At 71.3% G+C, this 19830-nt stretch carries 1 protein-coding gene (cut by a window edge); it reads left to right on the forward strand.

Annotated elements, in window-relative coordinates; all coding sequences use genetic code 11:
- On the forward strand, nt 1-19830 hold the start of the coding sequence (locus BLT28_RS17015) for a phosphotransferase (RefSeq protein ID WP_156051079.1). It continues 47970 nt past the right edge of the window; only the first 19830 of its 67800 coding nucleotides appear in the window; it begins with the start codon at nt 1-3; the stop codon falls past the right edge of the window.

Genomic DNA, 19830 nt, shown 5'->3' on the forward strand with positions numbered 1-19830 from the left:
GTGGTGGACTCGGTAGTCGACCCCTTCGCCTATGCGATGCAGGATTTCGCGAAGTCGGTTGACGAGTTCATCACGAAGTTCCAGGAGTGGGCCTCGAACTTCGGCATCTGGGTGCCGCCGATCAACATGACCATGGTGGTCAACGGTCTGCTCGGCGAGTACCCCCAAGCCGACGCGGACCTCTCGGCCGAGCTGGCCAAGCACTACTTCAACGAGTCGACCCGCATCTCGGACTTCAGCGAGGAGCTGCTGCGGATCAGCTCCGAGCTGAAGTTCAACTTCGAGGGCGCGACGGCGTCCTCGGTCGACGAGAAGATCGCTGAGGTTCAGCGCAGCCTCTACGACTACTCCCAGGCCATGACCAAGGTCGGCCTGGGCGTGATGAACTTCAACTCCCAGATCGTGCTCATGAAGAGCATGTACCAGGCGAACCTCGCGCTGCTGGCCTACGAGGTGATCCGGGCGATCGTCGTGGCGCCCATCAGCTGGGGCGCCAGCCTGGCCACGATTCCGGCCACGTTCACCGCGCGCACCCTCGCGGCCAAGACGATCGCCAGGAACGCGCTGGAAGCGGTCTCGCGCATCGTCGCGCGCCACGGCCCGATCCGCACCATCACCCTCGGCGGGCTCAAGGCCGCTGCGCGACAGGCGCCGAGGGTGGTCGCCAAGACCGTCGCCATCACGGTCCCGAAGCTCATCGGCAAGGGCATCGTCACCGCCGCGGGCAAGCTCAAGACCGCTGCGGTGACCTCGGCTGGCCGCGTCGCCGCGGGTGCTTCGCATCTGGCGCACAACCCCATGACCGTGGTGCACGGCGCGGGCAGGGGGCTGGCCAAGGTCGGCAACGTGTTCCGGCCGTCCACGATCGCCGGGCGCGGGGCCGCGCAACGGGTACAGCACGCGCTGGCGGAACGGTTGGTCAACCAGGCCCTGCGCAGGGGCGCTCAACAGGGCGCCGGGCGCTTCGCCAGAGCCCAGGCGATGCGCAGGGGCATGGCCGGCCGGGTGATGAGCACCGCGACGAACCGCGAGGTCGCCCGCCTCGTCGCGGCGCGGTTCGCGGGACGGGAACTGCCGCAGACGGCGCTGGAACCGGCGCTGCGCAGGCAGTTGATCAACCAGATGGACCGGACCCTGGCCGAGACGACCGCGCGCCGCGAGCTGTGGCAGCGCGTCAAGGGTTACGGCCTGCGCTCGGCTCTGCTCTACGGCGTGGGCACCGATCTCGCGGCGCAGATGTGGACGGGTGCGCGCACCAACGGCTTCTACCAGTACAACCCGCTGGCGACCGTGCAGGCGTTCGTCGGCGCGGCCCTCGGCGGTGCTCCGCTCGGCTTCGCCAACCGGACCATGGGCTACCTCACGCTGGGCGCGGTCGGCGGTATCGCGGGCGCGTACGCGTCCTACGGTGTGCAGGAAGCCGCGATCGCTCTCGGGGCCGCGCCCGCGGACGTGATCGCGCAGCGCGCGGCGCGCGGCAACCTCCCCGCCGAGGAGCTGTCCGAAGAGAACCTCTGGCAGGCAGCCGTCGGTGGTGCTCTCGGTGGTACCTGGGAGCAGGTCATCGGTGAGCGCAGCTGGGCCGACGCCCGGATGGCCGTCAAGGACTTCAAGCTGAAGGTCGGCTCGCGATGGCAGTCCTCCCTCCCCGACATGTTCGGCTCGGCCCCCTCGCCGATCAACCCGCCGGACCCCTCGCTCGTCGGCGGCGGCGGTGGGCCCACCGGTGGCCAGACCGGTGGTGGCCAGACTGGTAGTGGGCAGGCCGGTGGGCAGCCCGGCACCGGCGGCAGGACGGGTGAGAACGTCCCCGGGCAGCGCGGCGGCGAAAGCGAGCAGAGGCGCGTCGCCGAGCCGAGTCAGCCGGTCCCGCAGCAGCAGAACCCGGACACCTCGCAGGGGCAGGTCGGCGGGAACACCCGGACCCCGGAACGCACCGAGGAGACCCGCAGCCCCAACCCCTCGCCCGAGAACGAGGCGCAGGCGCGGCAGGGGCAGCCGCAGCGGCAGGCGCAGGCTCAGCCCGAGGGCTCCCCCAACACGAGCACGAACACCAGCGAGGCCACTACCGGGGACCCCAACACCGGCGGTCGCGGTGAGGCGCAGAACCAGTCCGGCGAGGCGAACACCGGTCAGACCAATCCCGATGGCGATCCGGGCGCGGACACCGGTTCCCGCAACACCGGCGAATCCGGCGACCCGAACACGGGTGAGGCGAACTCCGGGGACACCGGCAACACCAACGGCAACGAGGGCGACACCGGCACCAACGGCTCCGAAGGCGGTGACCAGCGGCGAGGTGAGGACACCTCCCCGGGGGGCCGGCGCGACAGCAGCATCGGCGACACCCAGCAGGCGCCCGAGCAGACGCTGGAGACTCCGGAAGACCGGATGGCGGAGTTCACGACGGAGGGCGAGAACACCGAGGCGCCCGTCGTGCACTCCGAGGAGATGGCGAAGGCGTCCTTCTCCGCGGCCATCGAGGACCTCCAGAACCGCGGTGCCGTCACCGTCAACACCGACGCGCTGGGCAGGCCCACCGGCATCACCGCGGTCTCCGAGGACGGGACCGTCGTCGAGGTGAGCCTCGCGGTCGACCCGAACCTGCCGACCGGTGCCGTTCGCGCCGTGCCGGGCAGCTTCGAGCTGACCCCCAACGGCTGGGTGCAGACCAGTCCCGCCCAGATCCACGTGTCCACGGCCATCGCCAACGACGCGTTGACCATGATCGCGCACTCCAAGGCCCAGCTGGACCGGGCGCTGCGGGTGCTGTGGACCAGCAGCCCGGTGGTGGAGGCCGGCAACGTCGGTCCCGGCAACGGCAGGGCCACCCCCGCCGACCCCGACGTCGCCAGGGAGGGCGAGAGCTGGCACACGGTGCCGCGCGCCGTTCAGGTCGACGACCCCAAGACCTCACCGGAGAACGACGCCGACAGCGACCTCGACGACTCGGACCGCTCGCTGCAGGTGCTGACCGAGGAGCTGCAGCGGCTGCAGAACGGCGAGCAGACGAGCTCCCCGGACGGCAGCCCCAGGCCGATCGCGGTCACCGGTCACACCGAGACCAAGGTCCCGTCCGCGAAGCGGGCGGCGCTGGCGTTCGTCCAGCCGGAAGAAGAGCCGCGGCTGAACACGCTGCTCGTGCACTACTCGACCAACACCCGCATCGCGGTCGACGTCGTGGTGGACTTCGACGTCGACCACATCGTGGTCGACGCCGGTGACTGGATCGGCCTGCACGACGGGACGATCGCCCAGCAGACCACCGCGCGGGTCACCATCCCGGCGACGGCCGACGCGGAGCAGATGCGCTCCTACATCGACACCGCGCTGCGCGAACTGCACAACACCGTGCCGGGCAACGATCCCGACGGGGCCCTGCCGCACGCCAGGACCTCGCACAACGCCGAGAGCACCTCGGGAGAGACCCGGACCAAGCCGCTCGAGGACAAGGTCGAGGTCAGCGCGGACTCCGAGTACCACGAGGAGTTCGACGGCGAGCTCGTCGACGCCGTCCGGCGGCTCGTCGGGCAGACGGCGGTCGATCCGGACACCGGTGCCGCGCTCCCCGCTCGGATGGAGGAGGTCAGCGACGAGCTGATCCGGCTGCACTTCCCCGACGGCACGGTCGTCGACGCCCAGATCCGGACCGTCAACGACCTGCGCGCGGGCGGTATGCGGATCACCCCGCCGCAGCGGGTCGTGGTCGACGGCGTGCTGCGGCAGGCGACGCCGATGCTGATCGAGGTTTCCGGTTTCGGCCCGGACAACGCCGGTCAGCGCCGGATGATCGCGGGCGTGCTGACGCGCAAGGCGCTGATGCGCGCGCACGAGCTGGTCATGGGCGAGGGCCTGCTGGCCGACGGCGAACTCATGCTGCGCACCAGCCACCGGGCCACTCCGGTGCTCTCGGCCGTCAACTCCGCGGTGCCCTCCGCGCGGGTGACCTCGGACCCCGACGCGCCCGGCGACCGCTCGCGCTACACGGTGCGGCTGGCGGGTCCGGAGCACGTCGACGACGTCCGGCGGATCATCCTCGCGATGGAGGCGAGCGGGCACACCCTCGTCGCCGACGAGCACGGCGACGGCCTGGTCAACGGTTGGACGGCGGGCGGGCTCGGGGTGAGCACCACGTGGCTCACCCCCGGCGGCGACACCATCGTGCTGAACCTGGAGACCCCGGCCTCGCTCACCGCGCGGCTGACCGGGCTCAGGACCGAGCAGGAGCTGGACGGGCTCGCCGAGGACGACCCGCTGCGGGACGCTCTGGCGAAGCGGATGGAAGAGGTGTACCGGGCCGTCCCGGTGCCCGACAACATCGCCGAGCTGAGCGCCGACGGCGACTGGCGCGAGGACGCCGACGAGCTGCTCTCCCGGCCCAGCGCCGAGCCCCCGGCGAACCCCCGGGAGCGGGCGGGCAAGCTGCTGTTCGAGGCGGTCAAGCAGGCCGGCAAGGGAATCGACCTGGTGGGCGATCTCGCCCTGCCCGGCGACGGTCCCTCGGTGATCGCCGCGATGGCGCGGCTGCCCGAGACGGGCCATGCCGACGCGGCCCGCGATCTGTTGCAGCGGTTGCACGGGGTGGGGCTCCAGCTCGACGGGCCGATCGTCAACGCCTGGGCCGATGGGGACAGCGGCCTGGTCGTCCAGCTGCGCGACGTGCAGACCGGGCAGCTGGTGCGGTTGCGGCTGGTCACGCCGCAGGGCGCGGAGGCACGCAACGTCGTCAACGGGCTGACCCGACTGGAAAGCGCCCAGCCCCGCCTGGAAGAGGCCATCAAGGAACTCGAGGCCACCCGGCGCGACCTCCTGCGTCGGGCGGACGAGGGCACGCTCACGGCGGAGGAGATCGACCGCAGGGTCGCGAGGTTCCGCCAGGAGCTGGAGCAGCGCGAAGAAGCCCTCCGGCAGCAGCAGGCTCAGCAGCAGAACGAGGAGGAGTCCACCGAGCCCTCCTTGCGGCGGGAGGAGCCCGAGCAGACCCCTGAGCAGTCGCAGGAGCCGGAGCAGGGCGATCCGCTCGAGCGCGCGCTGGCCGACCTCGACCGTCGGCGCGATCAGCTGGACCAGCGAGAGGCGCAGCTGAAGCTCCAGGAAGCGGAGCTGAAGCAGCGGCAGGCCGAACTGGCCGAGTCCAGGATCGTGCCGCGCGGCCTGGAGACCGTGCGGCCGGAGTTCACGCCGATCGTGCGCTCGGCCTACGCGCCCGCCAAGGTGCCCGACTGGGTCGCCGACGCGGTCGACGGCGAGGCCGCGGCGCAGCGGCTCGGCGAGATCCCCGAGGACATGCCCGAGCTGTCGCTGGGCGCGATGGCGGCCTTCACCGACTCCGCCGAGGACAACAAGCGGATCACCGAGGCGCACCAGAAGGCCCTGCAGATCCGCGCCGACAACCTGCGTCAGCTCGAGCAGCTCCGGGCGCTCGTCAGGCCGACGGCGTCGCTGAGCTACGTCAAGGACCTCCGGGGCAACCTCCGGGAGTTGGCGCGGCTGCGCAAGCTCGCGCGGAAGGAGAAGTGGGCCGACACGACCCGGCCGATCACCCCCGAGGAGCTGGTGGAGACCGGTGTCTACGAGGAGCTGGTCGACGCGGAGGCGCTGAAGCGCTGGTACGGCTTCAACGACCGGCGGGTGAAGAGCGAGCAGACGCTGCTCGCCAAGCGGGACGCCCGCGTGCTCAACGAGATCGCGATGGACCGCGGCGAGTACGAGACCGCCGTGACCGGTCCGGTCGCCGTGCGCTGGGGCTTCGAGGACCTCGTCGCGACCGTGGGCGCGGACGAGGCGAAGCTCATGGGGCACCGCTTCGCCTACGAGAGCCCGATCGCGGCGTCGACCAACACCGAGCACGCCGCCGACAGCGCGTACGAGGCCGTCGTCTACGTGCCCGGCGACGCGCGGGTCGTGCACATCGGCTCTGACGGCTGGACGGCCGACACACTGCTGCCCGCCGGCTCGGAGTTCGAGGTCGTCCGCGTCCGCGAGGTCGGCGGCAAGGTCCAGCTGCACATCGTGCTCATCGGAGGACCCGCGCTGGGCACCTCCGCGATGGACACCACCGACGCCGACACGGACACCGAGAACGAGAACGAGAGCAACACCGAGCGCGTGCTGCGCAACCTCTACAACGCGATCGACCAGACCGCGGACGGGGTCAAGCGCGAGGAGGAGCTCCTCCCGAACGACGACCTGCGGCCGCACGTCATGGTGACGCTGCCGATGGAGGACCACGCCGACCACGTCCGCGCCCTGCTGCGGGAGATGCAGGAGTACTCCCTGCACCTGGAGGGGGCGATCGTCAACGGGTGGCCGGACGGCGACCCGGGACTGCGCTTCACCGTGCGCGACGTCCACACGGGCCAGCGGGTCGAGGTGCGGGTGGTCACCGAGGAGGGCGCCGACCTCCGCCGGGTGAGCAACACCATCGCCAGGCTCGAGGCGAAGGTGGGCGACAACAACGAGCTGATCAACCAGCTCAAGGACCTCAAGAAGACCCTGCTCACCTCCCCCGGCACCGAGGAGGAGCGGGCCAAGGCCCAGGCCACGCTGGACAAGGAGCTGAACGAGCTCCTGGACAAGCAGGAGGCGCACGGCGCACGGCGTCTCCGGCTGCTCACGCGGCAGGACACCCTGCGCGAGGCGCTGGTCACCCCGGCAGGGGTCGAGTCCGTGCGCGCGCCCCAGCGGATGACCCGCGACGAAGCGGCGCTGCGCAACGAGACGGTGGACCTGGCCGTCGACGCCGACGAGGGCTCGGTCGCGCGGATGACCGACGCCTCGGGCTGGGACATGGGCATCGACCGCTCGTGGCGGATCACCGATGCCGACGTCGACGCGCTGCGCGGAGTCACCGGCGTCGGCTACGACGTGCGCAACAACGCCTACCGGGCGGTGATCGCGGGGCGTCCGGCCGAGGAGCGCACCGAGCCGGTCACCGGCGACGAGCTGTTCGCCACCGGGCTCTACGCGGACACCAGCGGCCGCTTCAGCGAAGAGTCGCTGCGGCGGGAGGCCTCGAAGGACGCCGAGTACCTCAACGGCGCCGCCGAGGTCTTCGACAAGGTCAAGCCGACGAAGAAGCCGGTGAAGCTGTACTGGGGCTACGACAACCTCGAACTGCTGGTCGGGCAGTTCGGCGACCCCGGCGAGCTGCACGGCAGGCGGTTCACCAACCACGCGCCGACGTCGACCTCGGTCGTCCCGGTCAACTCCGGGCACCCGCACCGGGCCAACGTCTACGTGCCGAGCGGGAACAAGGTCATCCACATCGGCGAGCTGTCCGAGACCCCCTCCGAGCGCGAGGCGTTGCTGGCCCCCGGCGCGGAGTTCGAAATCATCGACACCCGCGTCGTCGACGGCGAGCTCGTGCTCGACCTGCTGCTCGTCGGCACCGCCGCGAACCCCTCCGAAGCGGCGCAAACGTTCGTCGGTCCGGACGAGAGCTCGCAGGAAACCCCCGAAAGTGTCGAGCTCGACGACGCCGCGACCGAGCGGGCCATCGAGGTCCTGCGCGAGGCGTCGGCTCGGGCGCTGGCCGACGGCAGGCCGGAGCTGGTCCCGAGCACGCTCGCCTCGATGGTGATGACGGGCACCGCGCCGACGACCCCGTCCGGCACCGCGCTGCTCTCCGCCGCGCGGGACGTGCTCGACGCGGTGCGCGACCAGGAGCAGCTGCTGGCCAGGCGCGTGCACGCGGTGCGCGAGCTGCTGGGGCTGACCAGGCTGGACGCGGAGACGACCGCGGCCGCCTCCACCACCGTCACCGAGCTGGACGACGCCACGAGGGAACTCATCGGCACGGTCGCCGGGTCCGTCGCGCAGGAGATCTCCGACCGCACCGGGCGCTCCGTCGCCGAGGTGCGGCGGATCGTCGAGGACACCGCGCGGACGATGACCGTGCTGACCGATCCCGACACCGACGCCCGCGCCGTGATCGACTGGTCGGTCGGTGACGGGCGGCTGTCCGTGCGGGTCGAGGACGGGGTCACCGTCGCCGAACTGGCGGGCCGCGTCGTGCACGAGGCCACCCACCTGCTCCAGGGCGATCCTCGCGGCCTGCCAACGGACGTGTTGCGGCGCATGGAGATCGAGGCGCACAAGGTCGAGCTGGCGCTCTACCAGTCGTTGCCGGTCACCGCGCTCACCAGGGAGCTGGCCAGGGTCGCGACGTGGACGCCCGACGTGGTCGAACGTGTCGTGGGCGCCATCCACCCGGCGGACAGCCCGCTGCTGGCGGCGCTGGCCGACGGCGACAGCTCCCTGCAGTACTCGCGGCGGGAGGGTGCCCTGCGGGGTCTGCGCAACCGCGCGGGCGACGTCATGCGCTCGCTGAGCCCCAGTGACACCATGACGCCTTCGGTCGCGCAGCTGCGCGGCTTGGTCGACAGCGTTCTGGAAGGCCCTCCTGGACAGTACGTCCGGGTCTCCGAGGACGCGATGAACGCCTTCGTCGACGCGCTCCCGGTGGTCGAGGGCACGCGCAAGGGCACCCACATCGCCTCCCCCAGGACGCGGACCGACGCGTTCCACTCCTACTCGGCGGAGCTGGCCGCCGCAGACGAGCCGGGCAGCGCGGGAGCGACGCACAGGGAGAACCTGCGCAAGTTCGCCGCCGCGCAGCTGGCGGAGCGCTTCGGCAGGGACGAGCACGAGATCGCGCTGGAGCCGCTCGCCGACGAACGGTTCTTCAGGGTGGTCGCCGACGGCGAGACGCTCGCCGTGCTCAGCGTGCACCGCTCGATCGAGGACCTGGCCTTCCGGTTCTGGGCTGACGGGTACCTGGCGGAGAAGGGCCACACCACCTTCGAGATGCCCGAGTTCCTCGGGCTCGGCGTCGTGCACGGCCCGAACGACCTGATGCTGGGCGTGTCGCTCACCACGATGATGCCCGGCGAGACGCTGGGCACGCTGATCGAGCGGGTGGCCGCCAACCCCGACGACCAGCAGGCCGTCGCGGACCTCAGGGAGGCGCTGGCGCTGGCGTCCAAAGCGCTCGCCGAGCTGCACCTGCGCACCCGCGACTCCTCCGGCGAGGACGGCCCCGCCGGAGCGCACTGGCTGGAGCTCGCCGCGGAGTTCGCCAACGCGGCCCACGCGCTGGCGGTGGCCGACGGCAACGCCGACCTGGTGAGCGGCGAGCTGGTCACGGCGCTGGAGTCGACCGCGCGGCTGGCGGAGTTCCTGCCGAGCCAGTGGATCTCCGCGGTGCACGGCGACGCGCACGTCAACAACTTCCTGTTCCACCGCGACGAGCACGGCAACGGCAAGCTGGTCGTCCTCGACTTCGAGACCCTGCCCGTCGTGCTCGACAGCACGGGCGCCCCCGTCGCCGTCAGCAGCGACGTCGACGTGCGCAAGCTCGGCGACTCCCTGCGCTCCCACCTGGCCGCCGCGGGCAGGCCCGACCTCGCCCAAGAGCTGGTCCAGCACGTCCGGGACTCCTACGACTCGGCGACCCGCGGCCTGGTGCTGGACGACGAGCTGGGCAACTACCAGAAGTTCGTCGCGGCGCAGCAGGTGCTCAACGCCTACCGGGAGTTCGCCGAGACCGGCGACCGCACCGTGGTCGAGGACGCCGTGCGGGCGCTGCACGACCTGCTCGATCCCGGCCTGGCCACCGTTGCCGCCACCCCCGTGACCGATCTCGACGCCGTTCGCTCGCAGATCGCCAGGGTCGCGGAGCTGGGCGTGGACGCGATCGCCGACGTGGTCGGCACCGCCAACGGCTACTCCCGGGAAGACATCGTCGACGAGATCCACCAGATCGTCGAGACGATGACGGTGTTGCCGGACGGCAGCACTCTCGCGGTGCTGAACTGGGAGAACGGGCAGGTCTCCGTCCTGCTGGAGCCCGGGGTCACCGTCGGCGAGCTCGCCGGCCGCGTGGTGCACGAGGTCACGCACTGGTTGCAGGGCCCGCCGCAGGGGCTGAGCACGCTGGAGCTCCAAGAGCGCGAGGTCGCGGCCCACATGGCCGAGCGGGCCGTCTACCTGGCGATCCCGGCCGAGGCGCGAACCGAGCGGATGACCGCGATCGCCGAGGCGCTGGACTTCGAGTCCATCGTGCGCAACGAACTGCACCGGCCGGACAGCGAGTACCTGGCCGCGCTCAGCAGCGGTGCGACGCTGCTGCAGCAGTCCGCCGACGACGAGGTGCTGTCCAGCGCCGCCCAGGAGCAGGCCTTCTGGGCGGCCGTGACCTCGCTCGGCGTCTCGCTGGAGGCCGCCAGGCTGATCCAGCCAGGCACCGATGTCGACCTGCGCGAGCTGCACCGGCTGTTCGGGTCCAGGGATCTCGCGGGCGCGGTCGTCACAGCTCTGGCGCGCGGCATGGAGTACACCAAGGCCATCGGCAAGGTGCAGGACGCGTCGATGCGCCGGTCGATGCTGCACTACGCGTGGATCGGCGCGGACGACGCGGGCAAGGCGCGGGTGCCCATGTCGCTGCTGCGGGTGGCCATCGCCAACCGCTACGAGGAGAACGTGCCCGCCCTGGTCGCCCAGTTCCAGGTGGAGGTGGCCCGGCTCAGCCCGTCGACCGCGCCGCTGCCCAAGGACATCGGCCAGGCCGCCCAGCTGTTCGGCTACGACCGCGCCAACGCCGCCGACATGGCGGACTTCGGTGCGGCACTGGAGCTGGCGGGCATCGACCCGAACGCCCTGTCCCACACCCAGCTGCGGGCGCTGCGCTCCGCGGCGGCCGACCTGTCGGTGCGCGGTGGTCTGGCGACCGCCGCGCAGCGGCGCGCCGCGATCGAGGACGACCCGGAGGCACTGGGTGCCGCCGTCCGGTTGCGCCCGTCGTTCCTGGAGCCCACCCAGGTCCTACCGCCCCTGCCCCTTCCCGCCGACTCCGCTGCCCGAGCGGCGTTGGACGCGAGCGCGCGCCAGGTGCTGCTGCAGTTCCTGCACGGCCAGCCCGCGGGCTCTCTCGTCGCGGGTGGCAGCCTCGCCTCGCCGCGGCTGTGGGACCAGGTGCGCTCGACGATCTACTCCTACGGCGTCGGCGCCGCGGCGCTGATGGTCAGCCAGCTGCCCGGTGCCCGCCAGGTGCCCGGCCTCGCCGACGCGGACTTCGTCGCGCTGGTCGGCGACCCCAACGCGCCCACGCGCGCGCAGCAGGAGTTCCTCAACGACGCGTTCCTGCGCATCGAGTGGACGATGCCCGGTGAGGGCACGCTCGGCGCGGCGCTGGACCGGGCGGGCGCGCGCACGGGCACCGCGGCGCTGGACGAGACCACCGAGGCCGACCTCGCGACCGTCGCCGACCAGCTCGGCGTGCGGATCGTGCTGGTCTCCGAGGACGGGTCCGTCCAGGAACACGGTCAACCCAGGCGGCGGCGACTCGTCGTGCTGCGCCAGGGCACCCACTACATCCCGGCGCACACCTGGGCACCGCGAGTGCTCGCGCCGATCGGCGACGCCGCCCAGCCCGGCACCGGAACGGACGCCACCTACGTCAACGCGGGTGCCGACAAGGCCGTCGCGGCGCTCACCGCGCCGGAGGTGCTGCGGCGCCTGGTCCCGGAGTTCACCGGTGAGATCGACCCCGACGCGCTCGCCGCGGCCGGGCTCTCCCCGGCGGAGCTGCGCGTCATCGCCGCGACGACCGCCCCCGAGCTGCTGCCCGCCGTGATCGCCGCGCACCTGGTGCGGGGAGCGCGGGGCATGCGGTTCATGCCGCTGTTCGAAGATCCGGTGTTGGTCAGGCGGCAGCTCGTCCTGCTGATCAACGAGGAGTCCGGGCACCGCGAGCGCGTCCCGGTGCGGCTGCTGGACGTCGCGCTCAACCGCCTCTTCGGCACCGACCTCCCTGCCTACGCCGTGCAGGCGAGGGCCGGGCTGGTCGTGCTGCACGGCGAGGCCCCCGAGACCAACACCCCGGTCCGCCTCCCCCGCCGGGTCGCCCCGCGCCTGCCGGAGATCACGCCGAAGGAGGCGCTGCGGCACTACGTTCCCGCGTTCACCGGGGACATCGACGCGAGCACGCTGCGCGAGGCTGGGCTCGACGTGCAGGCCCTGCGCCAGATCTCCAGGGTCTTCGGGCCGGACCAGGCGCCCGCCGCGGTCGTCACGGCCCTCGCTCGCGGCATGGACCACCTGCACCAGGTCATGGGGCAGGCGCTCGACCCGATCATGCTCCGCAACGACTGGTCGTTCGCATGGTCCGGCCTCAGTGACGAGGCACTGGCGCGGATTCCGGCCGAGCTGTTCCAGCTCGCGATCGAGCGCAGCTTCGGCAACCGCGTGCCGGACGACGTCCAGGAGCTGCGCGAGGCGCTGCCCGGGGCGCGCGAGCGCGTGGCCCAGCGGCAGACCGGGCACACGGCCGAGGAGTCGGCCGAGACCGAGGAAGCTGAGACCGAGGAAGCCGAGCAGGAGCGCGAACCGCAGGCCGCGACGCCGCTCAGGGTGGCGGTCCCGGTGCTGCTGGAGTGGGAGAACGGCACCAAGGACTCGGTGCACGTCGAGACCCACAACCGGTTCGTCGCCGACCCGGACATCCCGATCACCCTCGAGTCGCCCGACGCCGACCACTACCTGCTGCACATCGGCTCCACCACCGCGCCCCTGGTCATCCGGATCGAGCAGGACGTCACCAAGCCGTACCTGGAACTCGGCCCGGACGGCCGTCTCGTGCTGACCGTTCCCCTGCTGCCGGAGGACACCGCCGGTGCGCGGGCAGTGCTCGGCCCGCTGCTCGCCCAGCTCCCCGACCTGGCGAGCGACCTGCTGACCGAGAACCGTCCGAACTTGCCGGTGGCACCGCAGAACGTGCCGGTCCCGGTCCTGGTGCCGTGGCAGAACGGCACCGAGACCGAGGTGCGCCCCCAGGTCCTCGACAGGATCTTCGAAGCCTCGGACATCCCGGTCACCGACGATCCGACCAACAGCGACGGACTCCTGCTGCACATCGGCCCCAACGCCGAGCCGCTGGTGATCCGGGTCGACACGAGCGCGGCCGGACCGCACGTCGAAGTCGGTCCGGACCCCGGTGTCGTGCTGGTCGTCCCGGCGTTGCCGGACAGCACCATCGACCAGCAGGTCGTGCTCGGCTCGCTGCTCGCCCAGCTCTCGGACCTGGTGACCGAACACCGCGCCGAACTGGCGGCGGAGGCCGCGCGCCAGCAGGCCGCCGCGCAGGAAGCGGCCGAACGACGGGCAGCCGCGAACCAGGCCGCCGAAGGCGAACAGCAGGCCCCTGAACAGCAGAGCGCCGAGCAGCAGGCCCCGGCCCCGGAGGTCCTGGTCCACGACCGGGGCGACGAGGGCGTCGCCGTCCACGTGCCGGCCAGCGCGCTGGCGCCGTGGAGCTTCCCCGGTTCCAGCGACACCCTCGACCTGATGGTCATCGAGGCGCTGCACAACGCCGGTGACCTGCCCGGCGATCGCGCGCCAACGGCCGCGCACGACCTGGCGGTCCAGATCGACGGTGCGAGCGTCCCCGTGGTCTTGCGCGGCGGATCGAACCCGTACCCGGTCGTGGTCGTCGCCATCGCGCACGACGGTTCGCTGCGGTCGCTCGACGTGCTCGTGCCTTCGCTGCCCACGGCCCCGGCCGACGTGCGGGCCATGCTCGAAGCGGTCGTCGCCCAGCTCCCGGCGGCGGTCGCCGAGGCGCGCACGCACGCCCCGCGAGCTGTCCCGGAGGCGGAGGCCACGACGCAGCCGCTCCCGGTGGTGGTCCCGGACACCGACTTCGCCCGTATCGCCGTGCCGTGGTCCAACGGCACCGCAGGTTCCGTCTCCCCGTCCGTCGTGGGCCTCCTGCGCGGACAGGCGCAGACCCAGCACGTCGAGGAACTGGCCGACGACGAGGTGTCGGTGCGGATCGGCGAGGACGACGTCCCGGTGCTGATCACCGTGGACACCTCCGTCACCGATGCGCGGGTGGACGTCCTGCGCACCGAGTCCGGCGACATGATCGGACTCACCCTCGTCGTTCCGGCCCTGCCCGCTGACACCGCCGAGCAGCTGGGCGTGCTCGCCGGGCTGCTCGCGGAGCTCCAGGGGCTGTTCGCCTCCTCGCGCGACATCGGTGTGCCGCTCGCGGAACTGAGCCCGTGGGCCCACCAGGGCTCCGCGACCGCGATCGCCCCCGACGTGCTCACCGGGCTCGGCGACGACGACGCCGTCGCGGGCGAGCTCGCGCCGAGCGGGGACCACCTGCTCGTGCGGCTCGGCCAGGACACCGTCCCGCTGCGGATCAGCGTGGCCATGGACTCCGCGACCGAGCCCCAGGTCCTGGTGACGCTGCGGCCGGACGGCACCGTGGAGGCCTTCCACGCGATCGTCCCGTCGCTGCCGGAGGACGCGGCGGCGCAGCGGCTCGTGGTCGAGCAGATCATGGAACAGCTTCCCGCCGTGCTCGTCGAGGCACAGCAACGGAACGCGGCCGAGCAGGGAGCCCCTGAGGAGGGCAAGGACGCGCAGGGCAGGCCGACGAGGACCACGAGCGGCATCCCGCTGGTCTACGACCAGGGCCTGGAGCGCGACGCGAACGGCGACCCGGTCCCGCCGGGCGAGCCGACGCTCGCGGGCTTCATCAACGGCGCCGCCATGGGTCACATCCCCTACGCCGCCGAGCTCGCCGAGATGCTCAACGTCACCGTCGCGGACGTGAACCAGGCCATCAGGTCGCACTGGCAGAAGGTGCTCAGCCCGGACGGCGCGGTGATCGACTTCCGGACGCTGGACGGCCGCCAGATCAGGCGCCTGATCCACATGGACTTCAGCGACGCGCGCCGGGTGCGCACGGCGGTCCGCCCGCACGAGCAGGGCCACGGTCTGCTCGGGCAGGGCCAAGGCGGTTTCGACGAGTCCTCCAGCCGCAGCAGCTCCATCGGCTTCGGCCTGGCGCTGTCCGCCGACGACGTGGTCAACCTGGCCGGCGCGGCCGTCACGGCCACCACGGGCATCCCGGTCTCGGCCCTGACGATCGGGGAGAACCCGATCTTCTCCGGCAGTGCGGGCAAGAAGGGCTCCTACTCCACCGGCCAGACGGTGATGTCCCAGCAGTACGGCGAGACCAACCACGCCATCGTCACCAACCGGGGGCCGGCGACCGCGTTCGAGGTCGCGGTCACCCTGCGGATCTCCGAGCCCAGCGAGGACGACCCCAGCAAGTGGGTCGAGGTCAGGACGTTCCGGCCGTTCGAGAGCGCCCCCGACGGCAAGTGGTACCCCGGTTCCCCCGACACGCTGCTCGTCGGCGTCCCGGACTCCTTCCTGCAGCGGGCGGAGGACAGCGTTCGGCGCGACCTCTCCGGCGTGGACACCACCGCGGCCAACACGCCGCACATCGCGATCGCGATGTGGCACGGCAGGAACGCCACCGTCGACCGGCTCATGGAGATGCTCGGCCCGGCCCTGTCCGCGACCGTCTCCGACCTGCGCGAGCAGGTCGAGGCCGCGGTCCTGGCGTTCGAGGCGGACATGGTCCGCCCGGCGAACCGGGAGAGCGGCTTCCCGTTCACGATCGTGGACTCGGCGAAGAACATCGTCGCGCGGCCGATGCTGCGCCCGACGATGGACCCTGCCGGATCCACGATGCTCGGTGGCAGCGACTCCGGGCGCTTCGCCAAGGGCGGGCTGCTGCTGGAGCGCGTCCTGGTCTGGTTCCTCAAGACCGGCGGCGTCACCGCCGTCAGCCGCGGCTTCAACACCGAGGCCGGGGTCGGCTCGAAGGTGCTCGGCTGGCTGGACTCGATGATCGATGGCGTGCTGCCGCACAAGGGCGGCCGCATGTGGGGCCGCTCCGAGACCAGCGCCACCTACTCCGACAAGACGGTCATCGACGTGCGGGTGGGACGCGAGCGGGCGGTCACGCTGCAGGTGCCCACCGCGATCGAGATCCAGGTGCAGAGCCCGAGCGGGCACGAGGTCGGCGACCCCTCGATCGTGGACAGCACGCTCATCGTCCAGATGTCGCGCCAGGACGCGGTGGAGCACGGCTACCCGACCTCGCGCGACGCGGTCGACGCCAACGGCGAGTCGGTGGACGCGATCCGCAAGGACCCCGACGCGCCCGACGCGAAGCTGCCGGAGCACGTCGCGAAGGTCGGCGTCGGCACGGGCATCCTGGAAGGCCTCGTCCTGCACGACGAGAACGGCCAGCTGCTCGGGGGCAAGCACCAGGGCGACGCGCTCGCGTCGTTCATGCAGCAGGTGCGGGGAATGGCGGCGGACACCGGCGCCGTGCGCGGGACGGTCACCTCCACCGAGGAGGGCGACAGCTCCCAGAAGAAGCTGATCTGGCGACGTCGCACGCGGGACAAGCAGGTGCTCAACGAACAGTGGTTCGAGCGCCAGCTCACCGAATCCATGGTCGAGTCCCAGATCGACCAGCTGGTGCAGAACGGCAAGATCTTCTTCCTCAAGCACCAGGACATGCGCACCCCGGAGATCGAGCGGGTCACCCAGGTCCGGGTCGACGCCAAGCTTGACCACGCGGGCGCCGTCTACCTCGGCACCCAGCGCAAGCAGCTCGCCCGGTTGCTCATCGAGACCGCCGCGGTCTCCTACTCCACCATCAGGGCCAAGATCAAGCGCTGGATCACCGGCCGGGGCGGCGACAAGATCGAGTTCGGTGAGTTCGGCCAGGGCGGCGGCCGCGGTCGCAGCGTCAGCACCAGCTCCTCGAACGCCGAGCGCGCCAACGACGTGCACCTGTTCGAGATCGACGGCCGGATGGACGCCTGGCTGGTTCCGATCACCCTGACCGGAACGGTCACCGGGCCGGACGGCAAGCCGCAGACGGTCACCCAGACCGGCCTGGTCAAGGTGTTCCTGCCCAAGGGCTTCGCCCAGGAGACGGAGCCGGCCAAGGTCGCCGACGTCACCGACAAGAAGGTCTTCGCGACCAACGGCGCCGTGGTCACCTCCGTGGAGTCGCCGGGCCTGCGGGACGCGGTGAAGGGGATCGCTCCCGAGTTGTTCGAGCCCGACTCGGACTCCGTCGAGGTGCTGGAGAGCATGCTCGACAACTCGACGCTGTTCGCCCAGTTCAAGCAGATGATCGCCAACGGCGTCACCAACGACCAGCTCTTCGAGACCTCCGCGGGGCGGCACGGCAAGTACAAGGTCACGATGCGAGCGGTGCCGAAGCAGACCCACCGCATCGGCAACATCCCCAACGCGGTCACCGGCCACTTCACCTTCCGGCTCAACGCGGTCACCGGCAACGTGAGCCGGTCCACCCCGGGCGGCGTCGAGGGCTCCTTCGGCGAGTCCCTCCAGGACCTGCTCGGCCAGACCGGTCTGTCCGCGAGCATCAACGCCGCGAGGACCGAGAGCTCCACGCGCACGCAGATCGGCGGTGAGGAACAGCTCCCGCTGAGCTTCGAGAACGAGCAGCCGCACCTGCGGACCGAGTTCGACCTGGTCGTCGAGGTCAGCTACGAGCCGGGCGGCAAGCTGCCAGGGCAGCAGGGCTGGACCCGCCAGGTCGTCCACGACGTCGCCATCACCTGGGTCAAGGCCGAGTCCGAGATCATGGAGGACTACGCCGACGGCACGCTGGCGCTGCCGGTGGAGGACGTCGCGCGTTCGCTCAAGCGCTGGCGGGAGGACGACGCGGACTTCGGCCGCAACACGGTCACGCTGTCCGCTGTCCGCCTCGCCCGTGCGCAGCAGGCCGCGGGCATGGACGTCGACGTCGACCTGCTCACCGCGGCACTGGAGCAGTACTCCTCGGACGAGCGGGGTGACTTCACCCTCACCACCCGCATCGTGAGCGAGGCGGACCTGGCCAGGCTCGAGGACATCGCCAAGACCGCACCGGCGGCCTCGGAGGCCATGCGGTCGCAGCACCTGCCCGCCTTCGTCGCCAAGGGTCAGTCGATCGGCGGCAACGCCGCCGTGCGGTCGCTGCGGCTGGAGCACGAGGTCGACGGTCAGCCAGTCGAGGTCCACGAGCACGACCTGCTGATGGACCTGATCAACGAGAACGCGCCAGAGCTGTTGAACCGCATCCGCGGCCTGCACGGCGGGCTCGCCGCCGAGACGGCGGGCACGCGGATGCGCGGCCAGATGAAGTCCATGTTCAACAGCAAGCACAAGCTGTGGTCCGGAACGGTCCCGGTCGGTGTCGCGGGCGGCAAGCTGCCTGTCACGGCCGAGCAGCTGCCCATCCACGGCAGCATGAAGGCCGTCGGAGACCCGGTGATCGTGGGGCGCGTGCGCGCCCGCGGTATCGAGAACCTGTTCTACGAGTACCAGGAGACGGCCAAGTCGGCCGGTGTAAACGTCTCCACGGGCGTTGGCGCGAACAACACGGGCGCGATCGGTGGCGGCCTCGGTGGCGCGCTACCGGACAGCGTTTCGGTGAGCACCGGGCGCGGGAGCTCGGCCACCGGGGAGAACAAGAGCCAGGAAACCACGATCGTCAGCCGCGGCTACTGGAGCGGTGTCCACATCGTGGAGATCCCGGTGGAGCTGACGTTCTCCGTCGACAAGTCGAAGCTGCCGGGCAAGCTGCTCAACAACCTGTTGCTGTCCGGGCGCAACAAGTTCTCGCGGGGCATGTTCAACGCGACGAGTTCCGGTTCGGTGACGGTGCGCGGCGTGCTCACCGTCGAGATCGCCTCCGGACTGCTCTCCGACGAGCGGCCGACGCCGCCGCCGCACATCTCCTTCGGAGAGATGAGGGGACCCGCGCCGCACATCGTCGGCACGGACGACGTCCAGACCGAGCCGATGCGGGAGCCGTTCCGGAAGTTCCTCGCGGCCCTCGGCGTCGACATGGCGCAGCACGGCGACATGGCCGACGCGGTGGTCGGCACCGACCACGTCGAGAGCTCCCTCGGCAAGTGGATGGACGGCAAGAACATCTTCTCCGCCGAGAAGATCCCGGCTCGGTTGCGGGCCGGGTACAAGCACGACGAGATCACCGCAACGGCCAAGATGAAGCTTCGCGGTGTGCACGTCACGGCGGAGCGCCCGGACGGGTTCAACCAGGGCTTCGCCGGCAGGAGCCAGCACACCTACTCCTACGGCGTCAGCAACCAGAGCACACTGCCGTTCAGCCTGGGCGCGGGTGAGGACCTCGAGAGCGCCAGCCGCTTCCTGCCGGACGGCGTCAGCGGCAAGCTCAACTACAACGTCGGCGCCCAGCGCGGACGCGGGCTGAGCGTGTGGGGAGGCACCAGGGAGGAGCACTTCCACAAGATCGTCGGCGAGGTCGTCGACGTGTTCGCCTTCTACCACGTGGACTTCCAGGGCACCCGGCACCGAGTGGCCCTCGATGGCACCAAGACGCTGAAGAACAGCGTCTTCCGGCCGAACGCCGCACGCGGCACCGTCCAGTTCAAGGTCTTCTCGCAGGACGTGCCCGCGCTGCTGGCGATGCTGGAGAACCCGGACGCCTGGGACCGCGACTCGGTGCTGGGCCTGGCGGCGCTGAGTCCCGACAAGATCGCCGCGAAGCTGCGGGAGCGGGAGCAGAAGTCCCCCCGCTTCAACCTGGACCAGCTGATCGACCAAGCCGCCCGAGCGGCCGAGGCCGAAGAGACACCGTTCGAGAAGCGGGCGAAGTTCGACACCGACTACCCGTTCCTCGGCGCCGCCAAGCAGGCCGAGGCCGCGCTGCCGCGCTCCGTCCAGAAACTGCTGGAGCGCAACAAGCACAACGACATCACCGGTCAGGTACTGGTGCGCCTGGACAGCGATCCGACGATCGCGCGCGTCGACGAGCACCGCGACCTCGCGCAGCGCGTCCTGGCCGAGGTCGTCGCCATCAAGAACCGGGTCGAGGCGCTGGGCACCACGGAGGCCCAGGAGGCCGCCAAGCGGGCCGTCGCGCACATCCAGGCCGCGGCCGCGATCGCGGCG

This window comes from Allokutzneria albata (genome assembly GCF_900103775.1).
Classification (GTDB): domain Bacteria; phylum Actinomycetota; class Actinomycetes; order Mycobacteriales; family Pseudonocardiaceae; genus Allokutzneria; species Allokutzneria albata.